A 23,382-nucleotide genomic window follows, 5' to 3' on the forward strand; every position below is an offset into this window, starting at 1 on the left:
TAAACGCTTTTAAGCGTTAAAGCGTTTAATTGTTTCAAATAATAAATCTTTTCCTATAAATTTATCTTATATTCTATTAACAATCTTTAAATAAAAAGAAGGTGCTTTCCCGTGCAAAGTAATGAGAAACTTTTTGCATTAGATATTGGTACTCGATCAGTTGTCGGAATTATCTTAGAAAAAAAAGAGGATAGTTATCATGTTTCCGATTTATTATCCATTGAACATACCGAAAGAGCCATGTTAGATGGCCAGATTCATGACGTGTTAGCTGTTTCCAAGATTATTAAAGAAATTAGAGAACAATTAGAAGTAAAACATGGACCTTTAAAAAGAGTAAGTGTAGCTGCTGCTGGAAGAGCATTAAAGACAGAACGAGCGTCTTTTGAAATGAACATCGAAAGAAAACCGCTTATTACAAAAGAAGATATATTACATATGGAGTTAACCGCAGTCCAGCAAGCACAAAGCTCTGTCGCAGAAAAAAATGACCGTGACAAAAGTCAATTTTACTATTGTGTTGGCTATTCGGTTCTTTACTATTCTCTAGATGATCAAGAAATGGGAAGTCTAATCGATCAACAAGGATCCCTTGCAAAGGTAGAAATTATTGCTACCTTTTTACCAAGAGTGGTTGTAGAATCGCTTATCGCTGCCTTGCATCGAGCTAATTTAGAAATGCAAGCGTTGACGTTAGAACCTATCGCTGCCATTAATGTCCTTATTCCCCCTTCTATGAGACGTTTAAATGTAGCCTTAGTAGACATTGGAGCAGGAACATCTGATATTGCAATCACAGACACAGGAACAGTTACTGCTTACGGAATGGTGCCTGTCGCGGGGGATGAAATAACGGAAGCAATCAGCGACGCATATTTATTAGACTTTCCATTGGCCGAAAAAGCTAAAAGAGAATTATCCCAAAGTGATCAAATTACAATTTCAGATATTCTTGGTTTTACAACTGAATTACATAAGGAAAATGTGATAAACGAAATTGAACCAGCTTTAGACAAATTAGCCGATACTATCTGTCGAGAAATTCTTTCATTAAACAATCATAAATCACCTAAAGCAGTGATGCTCGTTGGTGGTGGAAGCCAGACTCCAGCACTGCAACAAAAGATTGCTGAGATGCTAAATCTGCCTTCTAATCGTGTTGCAATTAGAGGAATCGATGCTATCACAAACTTAACCTTTGCAAAAGACTTCCATTTAGGACCTGAACTAGTAACACCAGTTGGAATTGCTATTGCAGCTGAGAAATCGCCAGTCCAATACAAAACAGTTTATATAAATGACCAACCCGTTAGATTGTTTGAAGTCAATAAACTAACCGTCGGAGATTGTATTTTAGCATCAGGTATTCGGATGAACCAATTATACGGGAAACCCGGCAACGCAATGATTGTATCCATAAACAATCAAAAAATAACGATTCCAGGTAGTCATGGAGAAGGCCCTACCATTTTAAGAAAAGGATTGCCATGCTCCTTGGAAGATACTGTAGAAGACGGGGAATCCTTAATGGTTTATCGCGGAAAAGATGGAGAACAAGCTATTGTTCAAATAAAGGATTTACTTGATACAGAATCTGACAAAAATATAACAATAAACAATAAAAACTATACCATTCATTCCAAAATTCTTTGCAATGGAAAAGCTGTTTCTGCTGAACACCAGATAGAAGACAAAGATGTTATCGAGTATCAAGCAGATGCTACTATTCAAGAAGCATTAGAATCACTCCATTTAACGAATATGATCGAAGAACTAAAACCTTTTCACATTTTAATTAATGGAAAAGAAACAGTCCTTCCTGCTTTCTCAGGAAAGATTATGAAAAATGGTCTTTCTTGTCGCTTAAATCAATTATTCGAAAATAATGATGTTATTCTATTAGAAAAGAGAAAAACGCCGACTGTTCAAGAATTGGCAGATAGAAAACAAATTTTAATGTACCAAGTACTGCCTGTATATTTTAATGATAAGAAAATAACGCTGACAAAACAGTTAGCACAAATACAAAGAAAAGGCCAAATTCTTCAAATGGATGATCTCCTATATAGCGGTGACGACATTAGAATCGAGCAAAAACCATTTGAGGGCTTTTTATTTCAAGATTTATTTGCTTTCGTAAATATCCATATGCCTCAAAATGGCGCAGGGTCTTTTCAACTGTTACGAAACGGGGAAAATGCAACCTTTTTAACGCCTATAAAAAAAGACGATCGGCTATCGATTGTTTGGCCTGCAAAAACAGAAAGCCCAACTACAAGCAACTAAGTGTCTCTGTTTGATAAAAGCTGCTATATCTAAAAGATGGTTAATTTCCGTATAGAGGGAATGTTTTGGAGTAATCTGAATACACGTAGACGCCATAAGGCTCATCACTCGCTCCATGGAAAGCGAAAAAAAAGTATTTAGACGGCGGGCAACAGCAAATATGAAAAAGACCTTAATAATCAAAACCACCAGTGTGAACTGGTGGTTTGCTCTGCGGCTAAAAGCCTCTCTTACCGGCCTCGGCCTTAAAGGCCCACTGAAAAGGTTTCCCTTCTGCACCACATTCACTCACCAATTCTAAAGAATTTCTTTATTTACTTCCGATTTTTCTCACCCGTGAACGGATCGAATTCTTCGAACAAAGTTAGCTGATCAGCCATATAATCTTCTTTCAGCTGATTTCTTATATATTCTTGTATTTGTTTCTTATTTCTCCCCACGGTATCAACGTAGAAACCACGACACCAAAATTTACGATTCCCATAGCGATATTTCAAATTCGCATGTCGATCAAATATCATCAGGCTACTTTTTCCTTTTAGGTAACCCATGAACTGCGATACACTTAATTTTGGTGGAATACTAACCAACATATGGATATGATCCGGACAGGCATTTGCTTCATGTATAATGACACCTTTTCTTTCACATAGCTCTCTTATGATTTGTCCTATACTCTTTTTGTATTTGCCATAAATAATTTGCCTTCTGTATTTTGGGGCAAAGACTATGTGATACTTACAATTCCATGTTGTATGTGCTAAACTGTTCATGTCCTTCATAAGGGCATACCTCCTTCTTGCGTGAGATAAAGTGGTCGGGAAACCAACTTTATCCTACCATGAAAGGAGGTTTTTTTGTTACCTCGCTATAAGCTCTCCGGAACCCCCGGCATAGCCAGGGGTTTTCGAAACCATCAAAAAACAAAAAAGGAATTCAGAATTTTCTTCTTCTGAATTCCTTTTTGTCTATATCCTGCATTATAAATATTCTATCTTTCTTTAACGGCCTTTTGTAAAGAGGCTATATTTATTTTCCTGTGTGATGCATGCCAAACTATATTATTATCTGCAAAAAGTAATGCTTGTGGAGATTCATGTCTTACTTGATATTTTTCAGCAATATAATTAGATAATGGTCTAGCCTCTTGTACAGCTAAGTAGTATGTATCTATTTCTTGATTTTCTTGCTCATATTGTTTATATTCATCAAAAGCATGAGCACTAATAGGGCATGTTAAACTATGCTTAACTAACCAAAAAGTATCAGTAGTCTTAACTAGCTCCTCAAATTTTTCGACCGTGTCTATTTTTTTCATTTTCATCCACCCTTTCGCTTGCCATCTAATTATTTGCAAACAACTCATTAAGATTAAACGGCGAATTTACTTAATACCTACATAGAAAAAACAGCCTATATACTTATTACTTCCTGCTTGGTCCGAAAAAGATTGGCTCTCTTGGAACGCAGAAAGCAAAGTGTGTATAGACTGCAAGCTTTAACAACGTTTTATACAGATATTGTTTTTATCATTGGTTATATTTACTTTCTGTCTCATCAAATGCACGTTTTGTTTCTTCTAATTTTTGTTGAATTTCATCGAATTCAGTACTTTTTAAACTTGTGCTTAAATCCGATGCTTGTTCCTTCAGCTCGTCAAAACGGTCTGAAGTATTCTCTTGACCTTTAGTGTTTTTCACCTTATCCATAATATCAACAGAAGTTTTAGTAACTACATTACTTAATTGATCTGTTTTATCTTTTGCAATAGAAATGAATTCTGATCCTTTTTCTTTTACTGTATCCGTTAACTCAATTCCTTTTTCCTTTAATACTCCTGCTTGTCCGTTCAAATCTTGAAGTAATTCTTTTCCTGGCTTTGGAGCAAGAAATAACGCAGTAGCTGCTCCAACAATCCCACCTAAAAATGCACCAAATAGAAAATCCTTAGAACTTGAGCTTTCATTTGCATGGATTATTTCTTGTTCTCGCTTCATCCTAACATCCTCCTTTTAATTGCTTCTTACACGAGTACGATTTTGTTCTGTTTTTCTAGCTTTCCATTGATCTTTAATATTCATAAACACTTTACTATATTGAACAATTTGAGCAATTTTATCTTGATTTTTTACAAGTGTATTTTCTACATTTTGTGTAATCGATTGTACAGATTGATTAAATCCTTGTACGCTTGATCCTACATCCTTCACTGCATCAACAACGGAATTTAAACTTTCTGATTTCTGTTGAATATCTGCCGCTAGATCATTCGTCTTTTGTAATAAAATAGTTGTTTCTCTCGTGACACCATCTAGTTGCCTTTCTAACCCGACGAGTGTTTTAGAAACACTATCCAGCGTAGTATGTAATGATTTCAATGTTCTCGCAACATAAATGACAAGAATTGTAAACGCAATAGCTATTAATGCTACGCTTAAGTATAAAAGATTTATCATCCTTATCGCACCTCCACTTTATTGGTCTTTTCCCAGATTCGCGTTTGCTAAAACCTTAGTTTTATTATAATTGGAAAAACTTTCAGAAACAAATGATTCCTTAAAAGCTCTTTTATGGTTTTATCGAGTAATAGGAAAAAGCTCTAATGAAAGGCGTAAAATATCATTTTAACTTATCCTATTTTTTCTTTTTAATGTATTTTATGGCTCTTTATCAAAACATGTTCTTGACTAAGAGCCGTAGCCGTATTGAATCCATTCTTCATTGCACTCCAATAAAATGTGTTGCTTATAGCACTCCGGATTGCGAGTGAAATAGTGACGACGCTGCAGAGCCTTGATTTTATTATTTTTTCCTTCAACCGATGCATTCGTAAAACGCAATTGATGATAATTACAGATTTCTTCTTGCCAATTGTGCATCGTTTTTAAACAGATTTCTACAATCGGATGGTCAATTGCTTTTCCTTGCGCCAGCCATCTTTCGTAACCTTTTTTGGCAAGGCTATACGATGGACTGCAGTCATACCAAGCAATGAAGGCTTCTTTCCATTCATACACTTGGCGAAGTAATTTCGCATAACCAAGCAGTCGTTTTAAAATCACCATTTCGTCTCTTGTGATCTGGTCATGACGTTTACCAAGAATACGGAAGTGTTGTTTTAAATCGGCTTTCGCACAGGGAGAAAGGCTCTTTTGAACCTGTTTTCGCATAGTTTGTAAGGTATCCGTTACGTAACGATTGACGTGAAAACGATCGGCAATTCGAATGGCATTTGGATACATTTCTTTTACGAATGTATGATAGCCTTGCGCTAAATCCATGACGACAGCGACGGGATTAAGCGTCTGCCAAATCGGCTGCGCTTGATAATAATCCTGTAATTCTGCAATCGTACGACCTGGGATGACATCTAAAAACGTGCCACCACGTAAATCGTGTAAGCCGGTGTTATATCGATGTCCTTTACGAATCGCAAAGTCATCGATACCCAGTACAAGACCCGTACTCACTTTAGCCTGTTGTGCGCATCGTCTTTGAACGCGAACCGACTCCACTGCCATCCATTGACGTACAACACGGTGAACCGTTGTTGGTGGTGTTTCAGAGAGGCGCGCCGCATGGGCAATCGTCGCTCCTATCGCTTGTTTCGGTAACGTGGCTTCAAATGCCTTTGTATAGCGCTTTTTTGGCGCAACACAGTCGTAATGCCACACAAAATGGGCATGACAATCTTTGCATGTTAAACGGATAGCGGGCAGCAGTAAATACACCCGTTTCCCAAACGCAGGGAGGTGACGTACTTTTCGTTGATAAGCCGTGCCACGACGAATCGTTTGCGTTGATGCACATACTGGACAAGGCTGTGTGGCATCAATCGGTGTCACTTCAATGAGCACTTGATCTTTTACTTTTTGAATAGCACATACATTTAACTCTGGTAAATCGAGTAAAACCTTGATAGAATGGGAATGCATCTGTATACCTCGTTCTGTTGTTTGGTCGTACTTTCAACATTAACGGATACAGATGTTTTTTTGTACTCTTTTTTAAGCAAGAACAGATTTTGGCGTAGAGCCTATTTTATTATTGTTTTTTATTTAAGGAAAAAATTTTTTCGGGTACAATAAGAAAGTTATCACAAAAAAATTTGGAGGTACATATGAAAGATCCACGCATTGATCAACTAGCAAAAAATCTAATTAATTATTCCATTCGCTTACAAAAAGGCGAAAAGGTTCTTATTGAAAATTTTGGACTTCAAAAAGAACTTGTAAAAGCACTTGTACGCGAAGCATACGCAGCTGGTGGTTATCCTTTTGTTTCCCTAAAGGATAACGATGTAAATCGTTCTTTGCTTTTAGAAGCACAACAGGAGCAATATGATATGATGGCACAATTTGAAGCAAATGTGATGAGTAATATGGATGCATATATTGGGCTTCGAGCTGGTGATAACATTAATGAGCTTGCAGACGTTCCTGCAGAAAAAATGAAGATTGAAGGGTCAACCATTGGTAAACAGGTACATAGAGAAATTCGCGTTCCTAAAACAAGATGGGTTGTCCTTCGTTACCCTAGCCCATCCATGGCACAGCTTGCAAGAATGAGTACAGATGCATTTGAAGATTTCTATTTTGATGTTTGTAATCTGGATTATGGGAAAATGGACAAAGCAATGGATAATCTTGTAGCATTAATGAACCGCACTGACAAAGTTCGCTTAACTGGTCCAGGGACAGACTTAACTTTCTCTATTAAAGACATCCCAGCAATTAAGTGTTCTGGTCAAATGAATATTCCAGATGGTGAAGTTTATACTGCTCCTGTACGTGACTCGGTTAATGGATTACTAACTTATAATACTCCTTCGCCTTACCAAGGATTTACATTTGAAAATGTTAGCTTAAAGTTTGAAAATGGAAAAATTGTCGATGCAACAGCTAACGATACGGAGAGACTAAACAAAGTATTGGATACTGATGAAGGTGCTCGTTATATTGGGGAATTTGCAATAGGAGTAAACCCATATATTCTACATCCAATGCAGGATATTTTATTTGATGAAAAAATCGATGGAAGCTTCCACTTTACACCAGGACAAGCCTATGATAATGCTTATAACGGTAATAACTCCAATATCCACTGGGATATGGTAAATATTCAACGTCCTGATTATGGTGGTGGAGAAATCTACTTCGATGATGTTTTAATAAGAAAAGATGGAAAATTTGTTCTTCCTGAATTAGAAGCATTAAATCCAGAGAATTTAAAATAAGAAAAGCTGTGGGCACCCGTTTAGTGGCGTGACCTTCCTGAGCTTAATGGAAGTCCAGTAAACGATCGTGAATGCCATCAGCTCCTAGAAACTTATAATTTCTTAACTATTGAAAAAGGACTCTTACGTATAGGCGAAAGAGTCCTTTTTTATTATCCTAATGTTTTTTCATAAGCACTTTGATATTTTTGAATATCACCTGCACCCATAAACAAGATTACACTATCAGTATGTTCTTTTAAGGAAGAAACAGTCTCTACTGAAATAATTTTGCTTCCAGGTACCTTTTCAGCTAAGTCCATGATACTTAACTTTCCGTGATTTTCACGAGCAGAACCAAATATATCACATAGATAAGTAGAGTCTGCTAAATTTAAGCTATCTGCAAATTCTTGAAGAAACGCTTGTGTACGAGAGAATGTATGTGGCTGAAATACAGCTACAATTTCTCGATCAGGATACTTTTGACGGGCCGCTTCTACTGTTGCTTTAATTTCAGTAGGATGGTGAGCATAATCATCAATAATAACCTGTGAGCCAATTACCTTTTCTGTAAATCTGCGTTTAACACCTTCAAAGGTCATTAATCTTTCTTTCACAATTTCCGCATCTAATTCCTCATAATGACTAAGCGTAATAACAGCCAAAGCATTTAAAATATTATGGTCACCAAATGTTGGAATGGAGAATGTGTTGTAGTACGTATTACGAACGTAAACTTCAAAAGTTGTACCCTCTGTCGTTTTTTCTACATTTCTCGCTTGGAAATCATTTTCATCTCCAAAACCATAAAACACAACTGGTACTTTTGCTTGAATTTTTTGCAGATGTTCATCGTCTCCACAAGCAAAAATTCCCTTTTTAACTTGCCATGCCATTTCTTGAAAAGCAGAAAAAACATCATCCACATTAGCAAAATAGTCTGGATGGTCAAAATCGATGTTTGTCATCAACGCATAATCTGGGAAATAAGACAGAAAATGTCTTCTATATTCACATGCCTCAAAAGCAAAATATTCTGCTTCCAATACGCCTTTACCTGTTCCGTCACCAATTAAATATGCTGTAGGTTTTGCACCTTTCATTACATGGGAAAGCAAACCAGTTGTTGAAGTTTTTCCATGCGCTCCAGTAACAGCAATACTTGTAAATTGTTTCATAAAGTCTCCAAGGAAACGATGGTAACGAATAACTGGAAGACCAAGCTTTACAGCCTCTTCTACTTCCTCATGTGTATCTGGAAATGCATTCCCTACGATAACATTCATTCCTGGTTTAATATTTTCCCGGTGAAAAGGAAGAATTTTAATTCCCGCCTGTTCTAAAGCGATCTGAGTGAAAAATCTTTTTTCCACATCTGATCCTTGTACCTCAAAACCCATATCATGTAAAATTTGTGCTAATGCACTCATTCCCGACCCTTTTATACCTACGAAGTGGTAAATAGTCATATAAAGAACCTCCAACTACGCATATCTTTTAACAGTATATGATATCCTCATTCAATTTGCTCATTGCATTTATGTATGCAATTTTTGTTCCATTTTATTTTTCTCATTCAGCTTATTATTCATGTTCCAGCTGAACATTAACTTTTTTTTCCTTTTTTTCATTTCACATTTATACATTATACCATCTTTCATGATGAAAAACTATGCAACAATACAATTCCAATGTATGGAAATTACCAAACAGAAATGCTTCTGGTATTATTCCATTTCCTGAAATTGCAGTAATTCACTTTCTGTAATTAATACATCTCTCGGTTTTGTCCCTCTTGCTTCAGATATAAATCCTTGCTTCTCCATCATATCAATTAACCTCGCTGCTCGATTATACCCTATTTTAAAGTTTCTTTGAAGACTAGATGTAGAAGCACCACCTTGTTCAATAATAAATTCGCATGCTTCATAAAATAGCTCATCTTCTTCTTCAGACATTTGTACCTTTTTTAAAAGCTCTTCTTGCTCAAATAAATATTCTGGTTTTCTTTCTCTTCTTACGTGAGCAACCACTTGGTCAATTTCTTCATCTGATACATACGTTCCTTGTAATCGTACTGGCTTGGATGTGCCATTTTCTAAGAACAGCATATCTCCCTTTCCTAACAGTTTTTCGGCACCACTTATATCAATCACTGTTCGTGAATCAATTTGAGAGGAAACAGAAAAGGCGATTCTTGTTGGAACATTTGCTTTTATTAAACCTGTAATAACATCTACAGATGGTCTTTGCGTTGCAATTAAGAGATGAATTCCGCATGCTCTTGCCTTTTGGGCTATTCTGCTGATTGCTTCTTCAACATCAGCTGGAGCCATCATCATTAAATCCGCTAACTCATCAATAATAATCACTAAATAAGGCAATTTTTCACTGTATCTTTTATGCTCTTCTGCTAATTGATTATATTTTGAAATATCTCTAACACCTACATGTGCCAAAAGTTCGTATCTTCTTTCCATTTCTTCTACGGCCCATTTTAAGGCAGCAGTTGCAGTCTTTACATCGGTAATAACCGGACTTGCCAAATGTGGTATATAGTTATATGGAGCCAACTCAACCATTTTAGGATCTACTAACAATAACTTCAGTTCCTCTGGCTTTGCCTTATATAGCAAGCTTACAAGCATTGTATTTATACATACGCTTTTTCCAGAACCGGTTGCTCCCGCAATTAATCCATGAGGCATTTTTCGTAAATCCGTCACAATTGGTTTACCGGAAATATCCAGCCCCATAGCAACTGTTAAAGGAGAAGAAGAATTTTTAAATTCATCGCTTTCTAAAATTTCTCTGATTAGCACTGGCCGGCTATTCCGATTCGGCACTTCAATACCGATTGTATGTTTTCCAGGGATAGGTGCTTCAATTCTTATATCCTTGGCAGCTAAACTTAATTTTAAGTCATCAGATAGGTTTGTAATTTTGCTAACCTTTACTCCTGGTTCGGGTTGAACCTCGTATCGAGTAACAGAAGGTCCTTGAGTTACATTTACCACTTTGGCATGAACATTAAAATTAGTAAATGTATCATTCAAAAGCATCGTCTGCTCTTCAATCCATCCATCCTTTTCTATTTGTAAAATAGGGGGATGCAACAAATTTTCTTCAGGAAAAACATAGTATGGTAAGTTATGATAAACCTCTTCATCCTCTTCGCTTAAAGGTTGAACTATTTCTTCGACCTTTGGCTCTGGCTTTGGCTTATCATAAACTTTTTTTTCGATTTTTTTATTCGCCAATGACTGTCTGTCTTTATTCAGCATCAACACATTAAATGGTAAAGGACCTTTTCGAGTAGGAGGTTTTCTCTCCAATGTTTTTTCTGAGGAATCTTTTTCTTCCTTTTCTTCAACAACCTCCTCGCTATTTTGCAGGAAGGTTTCTTCTACCTTTACTTCTGTTTCTTCAAACCGCAACAACGGTTGCTCATTATGTTCCTGCTCATCTACTAAGCTTTCTATCTGCCTATCTACTTCATTATCCTCCCAATCCCTTTCAAGACTAACAGGTGAAGCAATCTTTCCTAGTTCTAATGAACTATCTACGTTATTATAATGATGTGCATCTTCCTCTTCATCTAATGATTCTTCTGGATACGGAGAAAGAATCGACTCTTGTTTATGCTCTTCCATTGTCATTGTAGCTTGTTCTCGAACTAGGTCTATCTCATCGGTCGTTTCGACTTCCTGAGTTATTGCTATCTCTTCAATTACTTCGACTTCCTGAGTTGCAGCTATCTCTTCAGTTACTTCCATTTCTGGAGTTACTACTATCTCTTCAGTGACTTCGGCTTCTGGAGTTACAGCTATCTCTTCGGTTACTTCGGCTTCTGGAGTTACAGCTATCTCTTCAGTTACTTCCATTTCTGAAGTTACTGCTATCTCTTCGGTTACTTCTACTTCCTGAGTTGCAGCTATCTCTTCAGTTACTTCCATTTCTGAAGTTACTGCTATCTCTTCAGTTATTTCCGCTTTTGGAGTTACAAATAATGCATCAGTCACTTCCACTATTTCCCGCACCACTTCATCTTGCCTTTCTTGTGATTGTATGACAGATGATTTTTGCCAACCGTCAACAGGCTCTTTTATTATAGGTCGTGATGTCGTTGTGCTTGTTTCTTTTCTTTCCGGACGATTATATCCATATATCGGAGAAACAACTTCCGTCGGCTTAAACGGACGATTTCCACTATATGTATTTGATACTTGTTCTTCCTTGAAATTATTTTTCGGCTGTTCCGTAAATTGTCGTTTAAATGGTTGATTGATTTCTTCCTGATCATTTACAAATGATTGCCTAGGTTCTCTTCTTTTCTTTCGGTCTACTTCTTTCCTATCATCTTCATCCCCATCTGGTATTAACGGAAAACGAAAATTACCTTTTGGATATTGATAGAGAACTTTGGAATCCATCTCTTTCTTCCATGCTGTGGATTCAACATTTGGTTGATTTTCTATCTCAACCGTTTTTTCAACTTGGTTCAGCTCCTCTTCTTCACTAACAAACTGTTTAAATACTTTCTTGAACCAATTCACACTTAATCACTCTTTCTTTCAAATCTCATTACTATTTTAACAGTTATGTTCAGAATTTCGAGTACTATTTTTTTAACAACTCTCCCTTTCCCTCTTTAGATAGAGGTTAAACAAAGACAGCTGTCCCTTTTTTTGGCTCATTCTGTTCGAGGCATTCTACACGTGCCATTATAAGATGTAAAAACAAACTGCAATATGTTAAAGTGAAACTTCCATCCGAAGAGTTTTCCTTCGTCCCTCACAGCAAGTTAGTTGAACCATTTGGACCTTTATGGACAATTGATCCCGCTCTATCTTCCTCAAATTCTCTTAAGCTTAAAGTCAGAGTCTTACTGTCCGTTAAGGGTGGGATAAATGGAACAAATGAATAAAACAAAAAAGAGACACTTTTGAAAGCTAATTTAGTCCTAATTGCCTCTTTCATTAAGTCTCTCTATATAATTAAGTTAAAACAGGGAACTTTACATATGGAAAAGATTACTTTCATTATTTAAAGAATAGACGGCATTTATTTCATTTTTTTAATCTACATAATTGTTATTTTAATATAAACACATTTCAATTAGATGTCATTCAAAAGTAAATTATAAATCGATTTGATTACATTTTTTCTATTATTTTTCTCGTTTTTTATTTTTCCCTAATATAAAGATAGGTTCTAATTCTCCACCTTCATAAAGAAAAGACAATGCCGTAATGGGAACTCTTCCACTTGCAAAAAAGCTCATTGTCATTTGAGCAAGAACATCATATCCTGTTTCATTTCGAATATCCCCAATAATAAGCACATCTTGATGCGGTACAGCAACAGTCATGGTCCCTTCTACCTTTTCGTTCATTTCTTTTAGAAAAGCATCATTTAGTATTCTACTTGCATCATAGCCATCATTGCTATTTAAGAAATAAAAAATATTTCCTGCCACATTGTCAGACTTTACTTGTGTGGATAGAGATCGAACATTAAAAAGAGCCATCTCTTTTATAGAAGCAGGGGTCCATTCTTCCTTCTCCATCAATTTCTCATCAACAAGACGGTAAGTATTCCCCATATCTAAAGCATAATAAACTCTTGTTTCTGCTGTATGTTCATCAGTTATAAATGGAATTTCTTCGTTTGACTGTTGCGGAAAAGAAGTCGAACGTATGACAGGAAATAGTTTCTTCTCTTTCCCTTCTATTTGCCCATCTTTTTCAATAGCACCTAATCCATGTTCGATATAATAAACAATCTCATCTACTGCTTTTTCTTTCTGTGTTTCCCATTTAGCAATGATTTCAGGTAAAGAAACAGTAACTCCTTTTCCCGTTACTTTACTCTCTATGCGAACTTGATCTTTTTTACTATCAAAAGTAAAAGTTCGATCTTCATTGCTTATTCTTTGTTTAAGCATATCCTTCATTTTCTTACTCGTCATTTTCACGATTGCTTCACTTCCGTCCTTTAGATTTCGTCCTATTATTATACGCTAAATGATTGTATATTCATCTCTTTTGATACTACGTTTTTTACAAACACAAGGAAAAAGGTTATCTCTTATAAAATTATAGCAAGGAACTATTTGTTTTCCTTAACTACCTTTTTATACGAGACAACCTTTATAGTATAAACGCCTCTTTAACACGTTTCCGCCACTAATATTCCTATTACCTTATATTTTTCTTATAGAGACTCAATAAACTTTTCAATTTCTTCTTGTGTTTTTCGATCTTTGCTTACAAATCGACCAAGTTCTTTTCCGCCTTCAAATGCGATAAAACTTGGGATGCCAAACACATCTAACTCTATACATGTATCAATATATTTGTCTCGATCCACATGAACAAATGTATAGTTATCATATTTCGCTTCTACTTCTGGCATAAATGGTTCGATAAATCGGCAGTCTCCACACCATTCTGCGGAAAAAAGAAAAATATGTCTTTCAGAACTATTTTTTAACTCTGTAAATTCTTCCACTGATTGCAAATCTTTCATTGTATTGCCCCCCTAAATAATTGAAGCCTTTTTATAAATAGTATCAGAAAAATATGTTCCTCACTACTAATATGCTTTCCTACTGCTTCCTTTTTATCACCTTGAATCCAAGCTTTTTCTAAGTTATTTTGACTATTTCTAAAAAAGCTTACAATGACTATTGTCCTATTTAATAATTACATCTATAATTATTAAATATTCAGTTTTTTAAGAATATTTAATCAAAAGAGGTGATTAAATGAGAACGATTAAAGCAAAATTATATTTTATTTTAGGTTTAGCTATTTGCGGATTAATTTCTTTATTAGGTGCTATATTATTTTTTAACAGTGTGCAAACGGAAAGTAAGCAGCAAGAACTGCATCTAGCTTCTATAGTTGGAGTGGGAAAAGAGATAAAAGCAACTATTTTGCAGACACGTAATGTGGAGGGGGAATACCTTCTATTACCAAACTATGCTTTAGGGGAAAATGTAAAAGAAGAAGTGAACAAACTGATACTTCTAGCTGAACAATACAGTAAGGATCGTATGATTTCTGAGGAACTGCAACAGAAATTTAAGCAAATAGCATTAGAAGGAGATGCCTACTTAAAAGGATTTGAAACATTATCATTACAATATGAGGCGATCGGTTATGAAGCCTACGAAGGCTTAAAAGGTGATGTTCAAAGCTCTATTAAAGAACTGCAGTCCATAATCCAGTATACGAACGATAATATTCTTATTTCTGAGCTCCAAGAACTACATAAAAATGAAGAATATTATATCTCTACCCAAAATCCAACTTTTTATCAAAATTTCCTTGAGGTTTCATCAGGATATGCTGAAAGACTAGAAAAGAATAATTCCCTTTCTGCAGAGCAAAAACAGTCCATTACATCTAGTTTTAACCATTATCTTACAGCAATGCAGGAAATACACAAATCCTATGAAGGAAGTACATCCTTTATTACTGCCTTCGATTCACAATCCAAATCCATTCAAACTGAAGTACAAGAACTAGAAAAAACGATTATCAGTGAGCAAGATAAACTGAATATAGTTTTACATCAAAAAAGTAGAATGTATACAATTATTATCATTTCAGTCAGCATTCTAATTATTTTTCTTTTATTTATCATTGGGTTAATTCTTTTAAAGAGGATATCCAAGTCTATTCAATTACTAATCACAGCAGCTCAAAAAATCAGTGCAGGAAATTTATATGATCGCATTCCTATCACAACGAAAGATGAAATGAGCATACTTGCAACAGCATTTAATCAGATGGCGGAAAAAGTTCAAGATAGCTTACTTTTTATCTCTACTACAGGAGACCAACTACATGCCTCTTCGCGACAATTAAGCTCAATCTCAGAAGAAACAACCGCTCAAGCTAATGAAGTTGACCAAAGTATTCAGCAAATTGCAATAGGAGCATCTGACCAAGCGAATCGTCTTCACAATAGTCTTCAAAATATAAAAGATGTGGAGAATAGAATAGAAGAGGCGGATATACTGGAAAAAGAGGTGACAAAAGAAGTTTTATCGGCTAGTCAAGAAAGTAAAACAGGACTTAGGATTGTAAAGGATTTAGAAGATATATCATCTCATTTCCTCCAATTAACAAAAGTTCTAACAAATAAAGTAGTACAGGCAACTCAATATTCAGAAAAAATCGCATCGATTGTTGATACAATTCAAACGATAGCAGATAGTACAAATCTCCTTGCCTTAAATGCTGCCATTGAAGCAGCTAGAGCTGGGGAAAGTGGAAAAGGATTCACCGTTGTCGCAACCGAAGTCCGCAATTTAGCAGAAAAGTCGAAGAAGGAAGCAGAAGACATTCAATTATTAGTTTCAGAAATGACACAAGAAATGAATCAGCTTAGAGAAAATGCTGACCAATTAAACGAATTTAGTAGTAGCCAGGAAAAATCTGTTCATACGACAAAATCTGTGTTTGAAAATATAGTAGATTCCATTTCCAATATAAACATAAAAGTAGTTACCATTAACACTGCGATTACTCAAATCAAGGAAGCTAATCAATCTCTAAAGCAGCATGTTTTGGAAGTATATGACGTTAGTCAATCTGCCGCTGCCTCAACACAAGAAGTATCTGCATCTAGTGAAGTTCAATTAGAAACTATAATAAAAATAAATGATTCTGCCTCTCTTCTCTATCAAATCTCCGTAGATCTACATAGTGAAGTTAGTCAGTTCAAACTCTATGCTATTGATGAAACGACTAATAAGCAAAACAAAATTATCTAAAACTTTATATACAAGAAGGAGTAGGTTAACTTAGAATCACTCCTTCTTCTATTTTTTTATTCATTATGTTGCTGAAATTTCATTTGTCCTACAAGTAATTCAACAACATGTTCAAACATAGATGTTCTATTAATTCTTCCAGATGTAAATATCCCAATAGCCCCTTCATATGAACGAACATTTTCTTTGTGTGCATATTCATCCATAACTGGGCCTAATTCTCTCCCTGCAAGTAATTCTATTTCGATTTCATTTGGCAATGGTATTCTTGCTCCGCTAGCAATAAAGGTGGTTCCATCCTTTAATACAAGTGCTCCCCAATTAGTTAAAAAGAGGATATTATTTGTTCTTTGCACTCCACCTTCCAATCCAATTCCTATCTCTCCTTTGCCCTCTTGCAGTGCGGTCATCGCTCGATTAATTGCTCCCTTAATCGTTTCCTCATCTGAAAATGGTTGGTCGCTTACACCGGAGCTAACGTTAAATGTCGCAAACTCGATATTTTTATCTTTTCCGAGACTATTTTGCACAGCTTTTACTTTTGCCTGATTATTTGTGCCAATACAAACCTTCACTTAAATTCTCTCTCCTAACCATTAGTATTAAAGAAAACTCCTGCAAAAAAGGCATCTCAACAATTAACAATTATAGTTGAGATACCTTTATCCATATATAGTTTTCGTAAACCAGTTTTATATTGTACCTAAAGTCTTAAAGATTTTTAAAATACAAACAGCTATTATTGATTAGCTCGCAATGTTTCAATGGTTGTACTATCTGTCGTTTTCACTAATTTAGTAAGCAGTTCCTTGGCAGCTGCATAATCATCAATATGAATGATGGATGCACTTGTATGAATATAACGAGAACAAATTCCAATTACAGCACTAGGTACACCTTGATTGGAAATATGAACTTGACCTGCATCAGTTCCACCAGGTGAAATAAAGTACTGATAAGCAATATTATTAGACTCTGCAGTATCTAATATAAATTCTCTCATTCCTTTATGCATAACCATTGTGCGGTCATAAATACGCAGTAACGCTCCTTTTCCAAGCTGTCCAAATTGATTTTTATCCCCTGATGCATCATTTGCCGGACTTGCATCTAAAGCATAAAATACGTCTGGTTTAATCATATTGGCTGCTGTTCTAGCCCCTCTTAAACCAACCTCCTCCTGTACCGTAGCTCCAGAGAATAAGATATTTGGAATCTCTTCACCTTGAAGATTCTTTAACAATTCAATCGCTAGTCCACAACCGTAACGGTTATCCCAAGCTTTCGCCATAATTTTCTTTTCATTAGCGAGTTGTGTAAATGGACAAATTGGGACAATCATCTGACCAGGCTTAATCCCAATTTTTAACGCATCTTCTTTATCATCTGCACCGATGTCGATTAGCATGTTTTTTATATCCATTGGTTTGCTTCTTGTTGCTTCCTCTAAAAGATGAGGTGGTATGGAGCCAATGACGCCAATAATCGGGCCATGATTCGTTTCTATTTGTACTCTTTGTGCCAATAAAACTTGATTCCACCATCCGCCTATTGGTTGAAAACGAATCATTCCATTATCCGTAATGGATGTTACCATAAAACCAACTTCATCCATATGGCCTGCAACCATTACAGTCGGACCATCCTCTTTTCCTCTTTTAACTCCGAAAATGCTTCCAAGATTATCTTGGACAATTTCATTGGTATAAAGACTTAATTGCTCTTTCATAAAAGTTCGAACTTGATGCTCATTTCCAGCAATCCCTGGAAGTTCTGTTAAAGTTCGAAACAAATCTAATGTTTGTTGTTCCATTATAGCAAAGCTCCTTTTATTACTATGTATTTTAATAATATATTTATTGTACCGAAATATCTAAAGGCATACCACTACTTTCCACTAACTGATTGCAATTTATGCCTTTCCATTCTTTTTAGCCGAAAGGGAGAAAAAAATCCTAGGCATTTCTTCTATAACATAAATTAGATATAATAGAATTATCTAGTTTTTTTGATAGAGCTATTTCCATTGCCTAATGAAATTTTATTGAAAATTATCTAAAAAAACAGCTAAGGGGTTAAAGTTATGAATTGGAAACATATAATAGGCGGCGTTGTTGTAGGAGTAGCCGCAAGCTATATCGCCAAGGAAGCTATTTCTAAAAACAGTGGTCTTTCAAGTGAGCAGGTTTTATATATAGCCAAAACCGCTTTTAAAGAAAAGGGATCAATTAACGGATCTTGGATTAATATGGAGAAAGAGACGCTTCACACAGTGGACTCTTCTTTTACCGTTTATAGAGGTGGTATTACACGGATGAATGGTGATACACAAGAAGTATTTGAATTCGTTTCTGATAGTGAGACAGGTAAGATTATTGACATTAATCAATTATCATAAGTGTTTTTAATATTTTGCCAACACTTCTAGTAAATAGCACTCTAATCATAAAAAAGAGCTATCTCCATTTATACGAGATAGCCTTTTCCACAGTTATTTAAATTGCACTTCACAACGATATATTCTATTTCCTCTATTAGAAAATTTTTCTTCATACTCTGTCATAATATTGCCTTCAAAATCACTATTATGCAGGTCAAGACTTACATATTTCAAAAGCATTCCGTATTCAGAAAAACTTCTTAAAGAATACTCAAATAAACCTTGATTATCTGTTTTAAAATGGATTTCTCCTTGATTTCCAAGCACAGACTCGTAGGAAGCTAAAAACGTTTTATACGTAAGTCTTCGCTTTTCATGTCTCGTTTTTGGCCAAGGATCAGAGAAATTCAAATATACTCGTGCAATTTCCCCTTTTTCAAAGTAATCCTTTAGTTTTTCAGCATTCATATTCATTAACTTCAAGTTTGGTACCTCTGCCTCAATTAAGCGATCTAATGCAGAAACAATAACACTCTCCTGAAGCTCTACGCCGATATAATTGATGGAAGGATTTGCTTTTGCCATTTCTGTAATAAATCGGCCTTTTCCGGTACCAATTTCAATATGGATCGGCCCTTTCTGACTAAATGCCTGATCCCATTTACCTTTCCAATCTTCTGGGTTTTGGATAACATATTGTGGATATGCACTTAACTTATCTTTCGCCCATGGTTTATGTCTTAATCGCATGTGGACACTCCTTATTAATAACTATCGTTTCAAACAATATCATGCATTATACATGGATGCAATACTCTTTTCTTGGCAATTGATTTTTTTGAAGGATAAATTTACATTACGAACATCTGTATAAAGAAAAAAAGAATTCACAAGCTATAAGTGAATTCCTTAACTGGTATTTGAAAAGAATGATTTTACTCTTTTCATACTAGAACCTATAGAAAGGGTGTTCTAAGTATGCCTATAAATCATGAGCATCAACTAACTTTATTAGCTGATATTCTCAGTAATCAACAAACCGACTGCTGCGGATCTGTAGCAGAATGCGAACAAATAGAGAGGTTGATTACTTCCTTAAGAACCAATGATCAAATTGATCAAAATATTCTTCCAATATTAGAGGAAATACACCGTTACAGTGAACAAGGTGTTAATGCCTCTGATTTAGACAATCATATCCATTCATACCAAGATCAATTGTCTCAATGGGTAGATGGGATTAACAATTTTTCATAATAACTAATCGATTTATATGCAAACTTAATCAATATCATGTAAAAATTGCATCCATCTTTCCATCTCGCTATAACGCCCCTTCTTCTTGTACCAGCGTATGGAGTTGATGGTTTGGGCTATAACATACCATTTCATTCGTAAGGATAAATGATCTGTTAGTTCATACCCATATGTGTGTAACCAATTTTTCCAATCTTTCTTTGGAATATACCAATAAAGTAACATTCCTAAATCAATTGCTGGGTCTGCAATCATCGCACCATCCCAATCAATTAGATACAACTGGTTGTCTTCAGAGAGCAACCAGTTGTTATGATTAACATCACAATGGCATACAACATGCTCCGTTGTTTTCATAAATGGAAGATTATCCTCTAAAAATTGGATATAACGTGTGATATCCTCGTTTTCTTTTAATTCATCGTCTATCTCTGCTTTTATAACTGTCAAAATCATATCAGGATGAAAAGACGTTTTACCTAGCCTTTTGAGCATCTCTAATAAAGGCTTAGAGGTATGAATTTTCTTAAGTAACATGGTTACTCTTTCATCCGTCATATCGGAATGACCAAATTCCCTACCAATCAGCCATTGCTGAGCAGTAAAAACATCTCCGTTTTCAAATCTTTTTGTCCAAACAAGTTTTGGGACGATTCCTTCTGCAGAAAGCACAGCTAAAAACGGAGAAGAATTCCGCTTCAAAAAAAGCTTTTGTCCATTATTTTGTGCAAAAAAGGCTTCGCCTGTTTCTCCACCTGCAGGGGTTATTTCCCAATCTTGCCCTAATAAATGTTCCAAAATTGTTCACCTACTATATATTATGCTCCAAAAAAAAGATGAGAAATTCCTGTTTGAGTCTTTTTTGTCCTAAATTGGTAGGAAGAACAAACAAAAATGGTTATTAGCTATTCATCAACTATAGAAAATTTACACTCATCGTAAAGCAATCTATCTTCACATTAGCACATACGTGCCTAAAATTTAATGAGATAAAAAAGAAAAAGGACATAGTATCCATACAATTATACTATGTATCCAATATTTCCAATCATTTTATATTAAATTTCACCTAAATACATATCTTTAATAGAAAGTTTCTCATTTAAATATTATCTCTTATTTCATTTTTTAGTCAAGTGAATCTCCGGTTAAAATGAATATTTCTGCTAAATTTTTATTAGATTCTTCTATTAGGACAATCGCTCACTGTTTTTTGAATATTAAGGAAATATATCAGCATACTTGCCAAGCTCCTATTACTTGGCGAGTATCGTGATACTAATAGGATTCATCATAATTCTATCTCCGTGAACACTTGGATATTCATCCTGATATACCACACCGTCTTCCACAATTATGTTCCAATCCTCTTCAGAACAATATGCTTCTTCGGCAGAATCATTTACATTAATCAATACAAGGATGGTTACCCATTCATCCTTAAAGCCTTGTAAGTCATGTAATAGATACTGGATTATATCATTGGATTGCTGATTAATCGTTACATGTCTTTGTATGTCTTCTACAGATTGAAGTCGAAAGGCTTTATTCCTTTTTCTTAATAAAATTAAGCCTTTTATATATTCAACATTATTTAGATATTGATCCTTTCTATTCCAATCTAGCTGATTAATTTCGTCTGGTGATTGATAACTATTTTCCACACCATACTTCGTTCGAAAAAACTCTTGCCCTGAATGCAAGAAAGGTATCCCTTGACTAAGAAGTACGAGAGACGTTGCAAGCCGATGTCTTCTTATCTTCTCTTCTGCTGACTCATTAGAAAAACATATATCAATCTTATCCCATAACGTATGATTATCATGAGATTCCACATAATTTACAGATTGACCAGGTTCAAAAAACATCCCTTTATCCTTATAGGTTCCAATGCTTCCAGCTAATAATTCAGGGATCTCATCTTTATATTGCTTATTTCCAAGCGCATATCCTCGATCATATATATCAAAGGTACTTCCTTTTAATTTATCTCTAAATTGGTCATTAAACTGTCCAATCCTTGGCAGTAACTGTTGATTAGCAATAATTGCCTTCTCATCATGATTTATAGGGGTTGCAAGATCCCATCCTTCCCCAATTATTAATATGCTCTTATCGACATTATCACATATTGCACGTACTTCCTTCATCGTTTGGCAATCTAGAATCCCCATTAAATCAAAACGCAATCCATCAATTTGATATTCTTCTATCCAAAAACGGACAGAATCCACAATATAGCGTCTCACCATAGATCTTTCAGAAGCTATGTCGTTCCCTACTCCCGTTCCATTTGATGGCATTCCATACTTGTCATATCGGAAGAAATAACCTGGTACAATTTTTTCAAAAGATGAATCCTCTTTTTTATAAACATGGTTATAAACAACATCTAATATGACACGAATTCCTTGCTCTTGTACAGTATAAATCATCTCTTTTAGTTCATTAATTCTTACATAGGGATCAATGGGATCGGTTGAATAGCTACCCTCTGGAACATTATAATGGGAAGGATTATATCCCCAATTGTACTTTTTCAATACCTCTAATTCATCAATTTCTTCAAAGTCATGTACTGGGAGAAACTCTATATGGGTAACACCTAAATCTTTGATATAGGACAGGCCTGAAGGCTTCTTTTTATTCGTTTCAGTATTTAATTCTGTTACACCTAGATACTTTCCTTTTTGCTGAATCCCACTATCTGGATGGATTGTTAAATCCCTAATATGAGCTTCATATATTACACTATCGACTGCATGGTCTAGAGCTGGCAATACAGGTTTCTGTCTTCTCGTTTTATTTAAATCAACAATCACTCCTGTTTCTCCATTAACAGAAACAGCAACTGCATACGGATCTATTGCTTCTTTCCATTCTAAGTTAATCAGCACTAGATAACTGTAAAAATATCCTTCCACCTCATCCTCATAGATTGTTTTCCAAACACCTTTTTCCTGCCTTTCCATCTCTACAATTGTTCGTTCCTTATTTGATAGGTCTGGAGATTGCAACACTAACTTCACTTGTTGTGCAGTTGGAGCCCAAAGATAAAAAATACGCTGATTCGAAGAATAATCTACCCCTAATGGACCATCATAATAAAATTCCTCATCAAAGGAAGGTGTTCTGATAACAGCACCTATTTGTAAATCTGTTATCCCCTTGTTTCCATCTTCCACCTCATATTTTTGGCCAATTTGTATCTTTTCGTTTAAACGACATTTGTATTTAACGAAATGCTGCATTTTTTCTTTTGATTCAATCACAAGATTAATAGGATGCTTTTCACCTTTTAATAAAAAGGCTGTAGATTCCCCATGAAAATATGAATAGGGAAGTAGAACAGTAATTAATGACATTTCATCTAAATATGCAAAGAAACTTCTTCTTATCGACAGCAAATCCCTCACTCCCTTTTCTTATGAAAATGTATCTATTCTAAATCTT

Annotated in this window: 19 protein-coding genes; 5 read left to right on the forward strand and 14 right to left on the reverse strand. The window is 35.3% G+C overall.

From position 1 onward, the window contains the following. The first annotated feature begins 111 nt into the window (after nucleotides 1-111). A complete protein-coding gene (pilM, locus tag NKG37_RS25640; protein WP_212119607.1) occupies nucleotides 112-2,286 on the forward strand; it encodes a cell division protein FtsA in 2,175 nt (724 codons plus the stop codon). Nucleotides 2,287-2,600: 314 nt separating this feature from the next. On the opposite strand, the gene tnpA is transcribed toward pilM, so the two are convergent. From tnpA to NKG37_RS25665, 5 genes are all read right to left on the reverse strand, one after another. Then, nucleotides 2,601-3,068, reverse strand: coding sequence for an IS200/IS605 family transposase (gene tnpA, locus NKG37_RS25645; protein WP_100525941.1), 468 nt, complete (start codon nucleotides 3,066-3,068; stop codon nucleotides 2,601-2,603). A 209-nt stretch (nucleotides 3,069-3,277) separates the two neighbouring features. Next, the gene (ytxJ, locus tag NKG37_RS25650; protein ID WP_212119609.1) at nucleotides 3,278-3,604 is read right to left on the reverse strand and encodes a bacillithiol system redox-active protein YtxJ; all 327 of its coding nucleotides are present in this window, start codon (nucleotides 3,602-3,604) and stop codon (nucleotides 3,278-3,280) included. 211 nt (nucleotides 3,605-3,815) lie between these two features. Beyond that, entirely contained in the window at nucleotides 3,816-4,283 is a 468-nt protein-coding gene (locus NKG37_RS25655) for a YtxH domain-containing protein (RefSeq protein ID WP_212119611.1), read from the reverse strand. Between the two features lie 15 nt (nucleotides 4,284-4,298). Beyond that, nucleotides 4,299-4,742, reverse strand: coding sequence for a DUF948 domain-containing protein (locus tag NKG37_RS25660; protein ID WP_016202829.1), 444 nt, complete (start codon nucleotides 4,740-4,742; stop codon nucleotides 4,299-4,301). Nucleotides 4,743-4,973: 231 nt separating this feature from the next. Continuing rightward, entirely contained in the window at nucleotides 4,974-6,221 is a 1,248-nt protein-coding gene (locus NKG37_RS25665; protein WP_254415569.1) for an ISL3 family transposase, read from the reverse strand. A 185-nt stretch (nucleotides 6,222-6,406) separates the two neighbouring features. Between NKG37_RS25665 and NKG37_RS25670 the strand changes: the two genes are divergently transcribed. Beyond that, a complete protein-coding gene (locus tag NKG37_RS25670) occupies nucleotides 6,407-7,522 on the forward strand; it encodes an aminopeptidase (RefSeq protein ID WP_016202830.1) in 1,116 nt (371 codons plus the stop codon). A 152-nt stretch (nucleotides 7,523-7,674) separates the two neighbouring features. On the opposite strand, the gene murC is transcribed toward NKG37_RS25670, so the two are convergent. The 4 genes from murC to NKG37_RS25690 form a co-directional block, all read right to left on the reverse strand. Continuing rightward, entirely contained in the window at nucleotides 7,675-8,973 is a 1,299-nt protein-coding gene (murC, locus tag NKG37_RS25675) for a UDP-N-acetylmuramate--L-alanine ligase (protein ID WP_016202831.1), read from the reverse strand. A gap of 258 nt (nucleotides 8,974-9,231) precedes the next feature. Further along, complete coding sequence (locus tag NKG37_RS25680; RefSeq protein ID WP_254415570.1) at nucleotides 9,232-12,060, reverse strand: DNA translocase FtsK; 2,829 nt, start codon at nucleotides 12,058-12,060, stop codon at nucleotides 9,232-9,234. 614 nt (nucleotides 12,061-12,674) lie between these two features. Beyond that, nucleotides 12,675-13,475: a DUF1444 domain-containing protein gene (locus NKG37_RS25685; RefSeq protein WP_254415571.1), complete on the reverse strand. Its 801-nt coding sequence runs from the start codon at nucleotides 13,473-13,475 to the stop codon at nucleotides 12,675-12,677. Between the two features lie 245 nt (nucleotides 13,476-13,720). Further along, the gene (locus NKG37_RS25690; protein ID WP_016202834.1) at nucleotides 13,721-14,035 is read right to left on the reverse strand and encodes a thioredoxin family protein; all 315 of its coding nucleotides are present in this window, start codon (nucleotides 14,033-14,035) and stop codon (nucleotides 13,721-13,723) included. 238 nt (nucleotides 14,036-14,273) lie between these two features. Between NKG37_RS25690 and NKG37_RS25695 the strand changes: the two genes are divergently transcribed. Continuing rightward, nucleotides 14,274-16,292 (forward strand): methyl-accepting chemotaxis protein, encoded by a 2,019-nt coding sequence (locus NKG37_RS25695; RefSeq protein ID WP_254415572.1) that lies wholly within the window; start codon nucleotides 14,274-14,276, stop codon nucleotides 16,290-16,292. Between the two features lie 56 nt (nucleotides 16,293-16,348). Here the strand turns inward: NKG37_RS25695 and NKG37_RS25700 are convergent, their stop codons facing one another. After that, complete coding sequence (locus NKG37_RS25700; protein WP_169188983.1) at nucleotides 16,349-16,867, reverse strand: DUF84 family protein; 519 nt, start codon at nucleotides 16,865-16,867, stop codon at nucleotides 16,349-16,351. Between the two features lie 164 nt (nucleotides 16,868-17,031). Further along, the gene (locus NKG37_RS25705) at nucleotides 17,032-18,105 is read right to left on the reverse strand and encodes a M42 family metallopeptidase (protein WP_254415573.1); all 1,074 of its coding nucleotides are present in this window, start codon (nucleotides 18,103-18,105) and stop codon (nucleotides 17,032-17,034) included. 270 nt (nucleotides 18,106-18,375) lie between these two features. On the opposite strand from NKG37_RS25705, the gene NKG37_RS25710 reads away from it, so the two are divergent. After that, the gene (locus NKG37_RS25710) at nucleotides 18,376-18,690 is read left to right on the forward strand and encodes a PepSY domain-containing protein (RefSeq protein ID WP_169188984.1); all 315 of its coding nucleotides are present in this window, start codon (nucleotides 18,376-18,378) and stop codon (nucleotides 18,688-18,690) included. Nucleotides 18,691-18,783: 93 nt separating this feature from the next. Here NKG37_RS25710 and trmB read toward each other — a convergent pair whose 3' ends face one another. Then, complete coding sequence (trmB, locus tag NKG37_RS25715) at nucleotides 18,784-19,422, reverse strand: tRNA (guanosine(46)-N7)-methyltransferase TrmB (protein WP_016202840.1); 639 nt, start codon at nucleotides 19,420-19,422, stop codon at nucleotides 18,784-18,786. Between the two features lie 228 nt (nucleotides 19,423-19,650). Between trmB and NKG37_RS25720 the strand changes: the two genes are divergently transcribed. Further along, nucleotides 19,651-19,929 carry a YtzH-like family protein gene (locus NKG37_RS25720; RefSeq protein WP_016202841.1) on the forward strand — a complete coding sequence of 93 codons (279 nt, stop codon included), beginning with the start codon at nucleotides 19,651-19,653 and terminating at the stop codon, nucleotides 19,927-19,929. Between the two features lie 24 nt (nucleotides 19,930-19,953). On the opposite strand, the gene NKG37_RS25725 is transcribed toward NKG37_RS25720, so the two are convergent. Further along, nucleotides 19,954-20,727, reverse strand: a complete 774-nt coding sequence (locus tag NKG37_RS25725; RefSeq protein WP_101730626.1) for a phosphotransferase family protein — start codon at nucleotides 20,725-20,727, stop codon at nucleotides 19,954-19,956. A 458-nt stretch (nucleotides 20,728-21,185) separates the two neighbouring features. Then, the gene (pulA, locus tag NKG37_RS25730; RefSeq protein WP_224427616.1) at nucleotides 21,186-23,345 is read right to left on the reverse strand and encodes a type I pullulanase; all 2,160 of its coding nucleotides are present in this window, start codon (nucleotides 23,343-23,345) and stop codon (nucleotides 21,186-21,188) included. Between the last annotated feature and the right edge of the window lie 37 nt (nucleotides 23,346-23,382).

It is taken from the genome of Niallia sp. RD1 (assembly GCF_024219955.1).
GTDB lineage: Bacteria > Bacillota > Bacilli > Bacillales > Cytobacillaceae > Niallia > Niallia alba.

Coding starts and splice junctions, on each gene's coding strand:
- NKG37_RS25655 (WP_212119611.1), bottom strand. CDS start 4,283: ATGAAGCGAGAACAAGAAATAATCCATGCAAATGAAAGCTCAAGTTCT.
- ytxJ (WP_212119609.1), bottom strand. CDS start 3,604: ATGAAAAAAATAGACACGGTCGAAAAATTTGAGGAGCTAGTTAAGACT.
- murC (WP_016202831.1), bottom strand. CDS start 8,973: ATGACTATTTACCACTTCGTAGGTATAAAAGGGTCGGGAATGAGTGCA.
- tnpA (WP_100525941.1), bottom strand. CDS start 3,068: ATGAAGGACATGAACAGTTTAGCACATACAACATGGAATTGTAAGTAT.
- NKG37_RS25695 (WP_254415572.1), top strand. CDS start 14,274: ATGAGAACGATTAAAGCAAAATTATATTTTATTTTAGGTTTAGCTATT.
- NKG37_RS25670 (WP_016202830.1), top strand. CDS start 6,407: ATGAAAGATCCACGCATTGATCAACTAGCAAAAAATCTAATTAATTAT.
- NKG37_RS25720 (WP_016202841.1), top strand. CDS start 19,651: ATGCCTATAAATCATGAGCATCAACTAACTTTATTAGCTGATATTCTC.
- NKG37_RS25665 (WP_254415569.1), bottom strand. CDS start 6,221: ATGCATTCCCATTCTATCAAGGTTTTACTCGATTTACCAGAGTTAAAT.
- NKG37_RS25660 (WP_016202829.1), bottom strand. CDS start 4,742: ATGATAAATCTTTTATACTTAAGCGTAGCATTAATAGCTATTGCGTTT.
- trmB (WP_016202840.1), bottom strand. CDS start 19,422: ATGCGATTAAGACATAAACCATGGGCGAAAGATAAGTTAAGTGCATAT.
- NKG37_RS25685 (WP_254415571.1), bottom strand. CDS start 13,475: ATGACGAGTAAGAAAATGAAGGATATGCTTAAACAAAGAATAAGCAAT.
- NKG37_RS25710 (WP_169188984.1), top strand. CDS start 18,376: ATGAATTGGAAACATATAATAGGCGGCGTTGTTGTAGGAGTAGCCGCA.
- NKG37_RS25690 (WP_016202834.1), bottom strand. CDS start 14,035: ATGAAAGATTTGCAATCAGTGGAAGAATTTACAGAGTTAAAAAATAGT.
- NKG37_RS25705 (WP_254415573.1), bottom strand. CDS start 18,105: ATGGAACAACAAACATTAGATTTGTTTCGAACTTTAACAGAACTTCCA.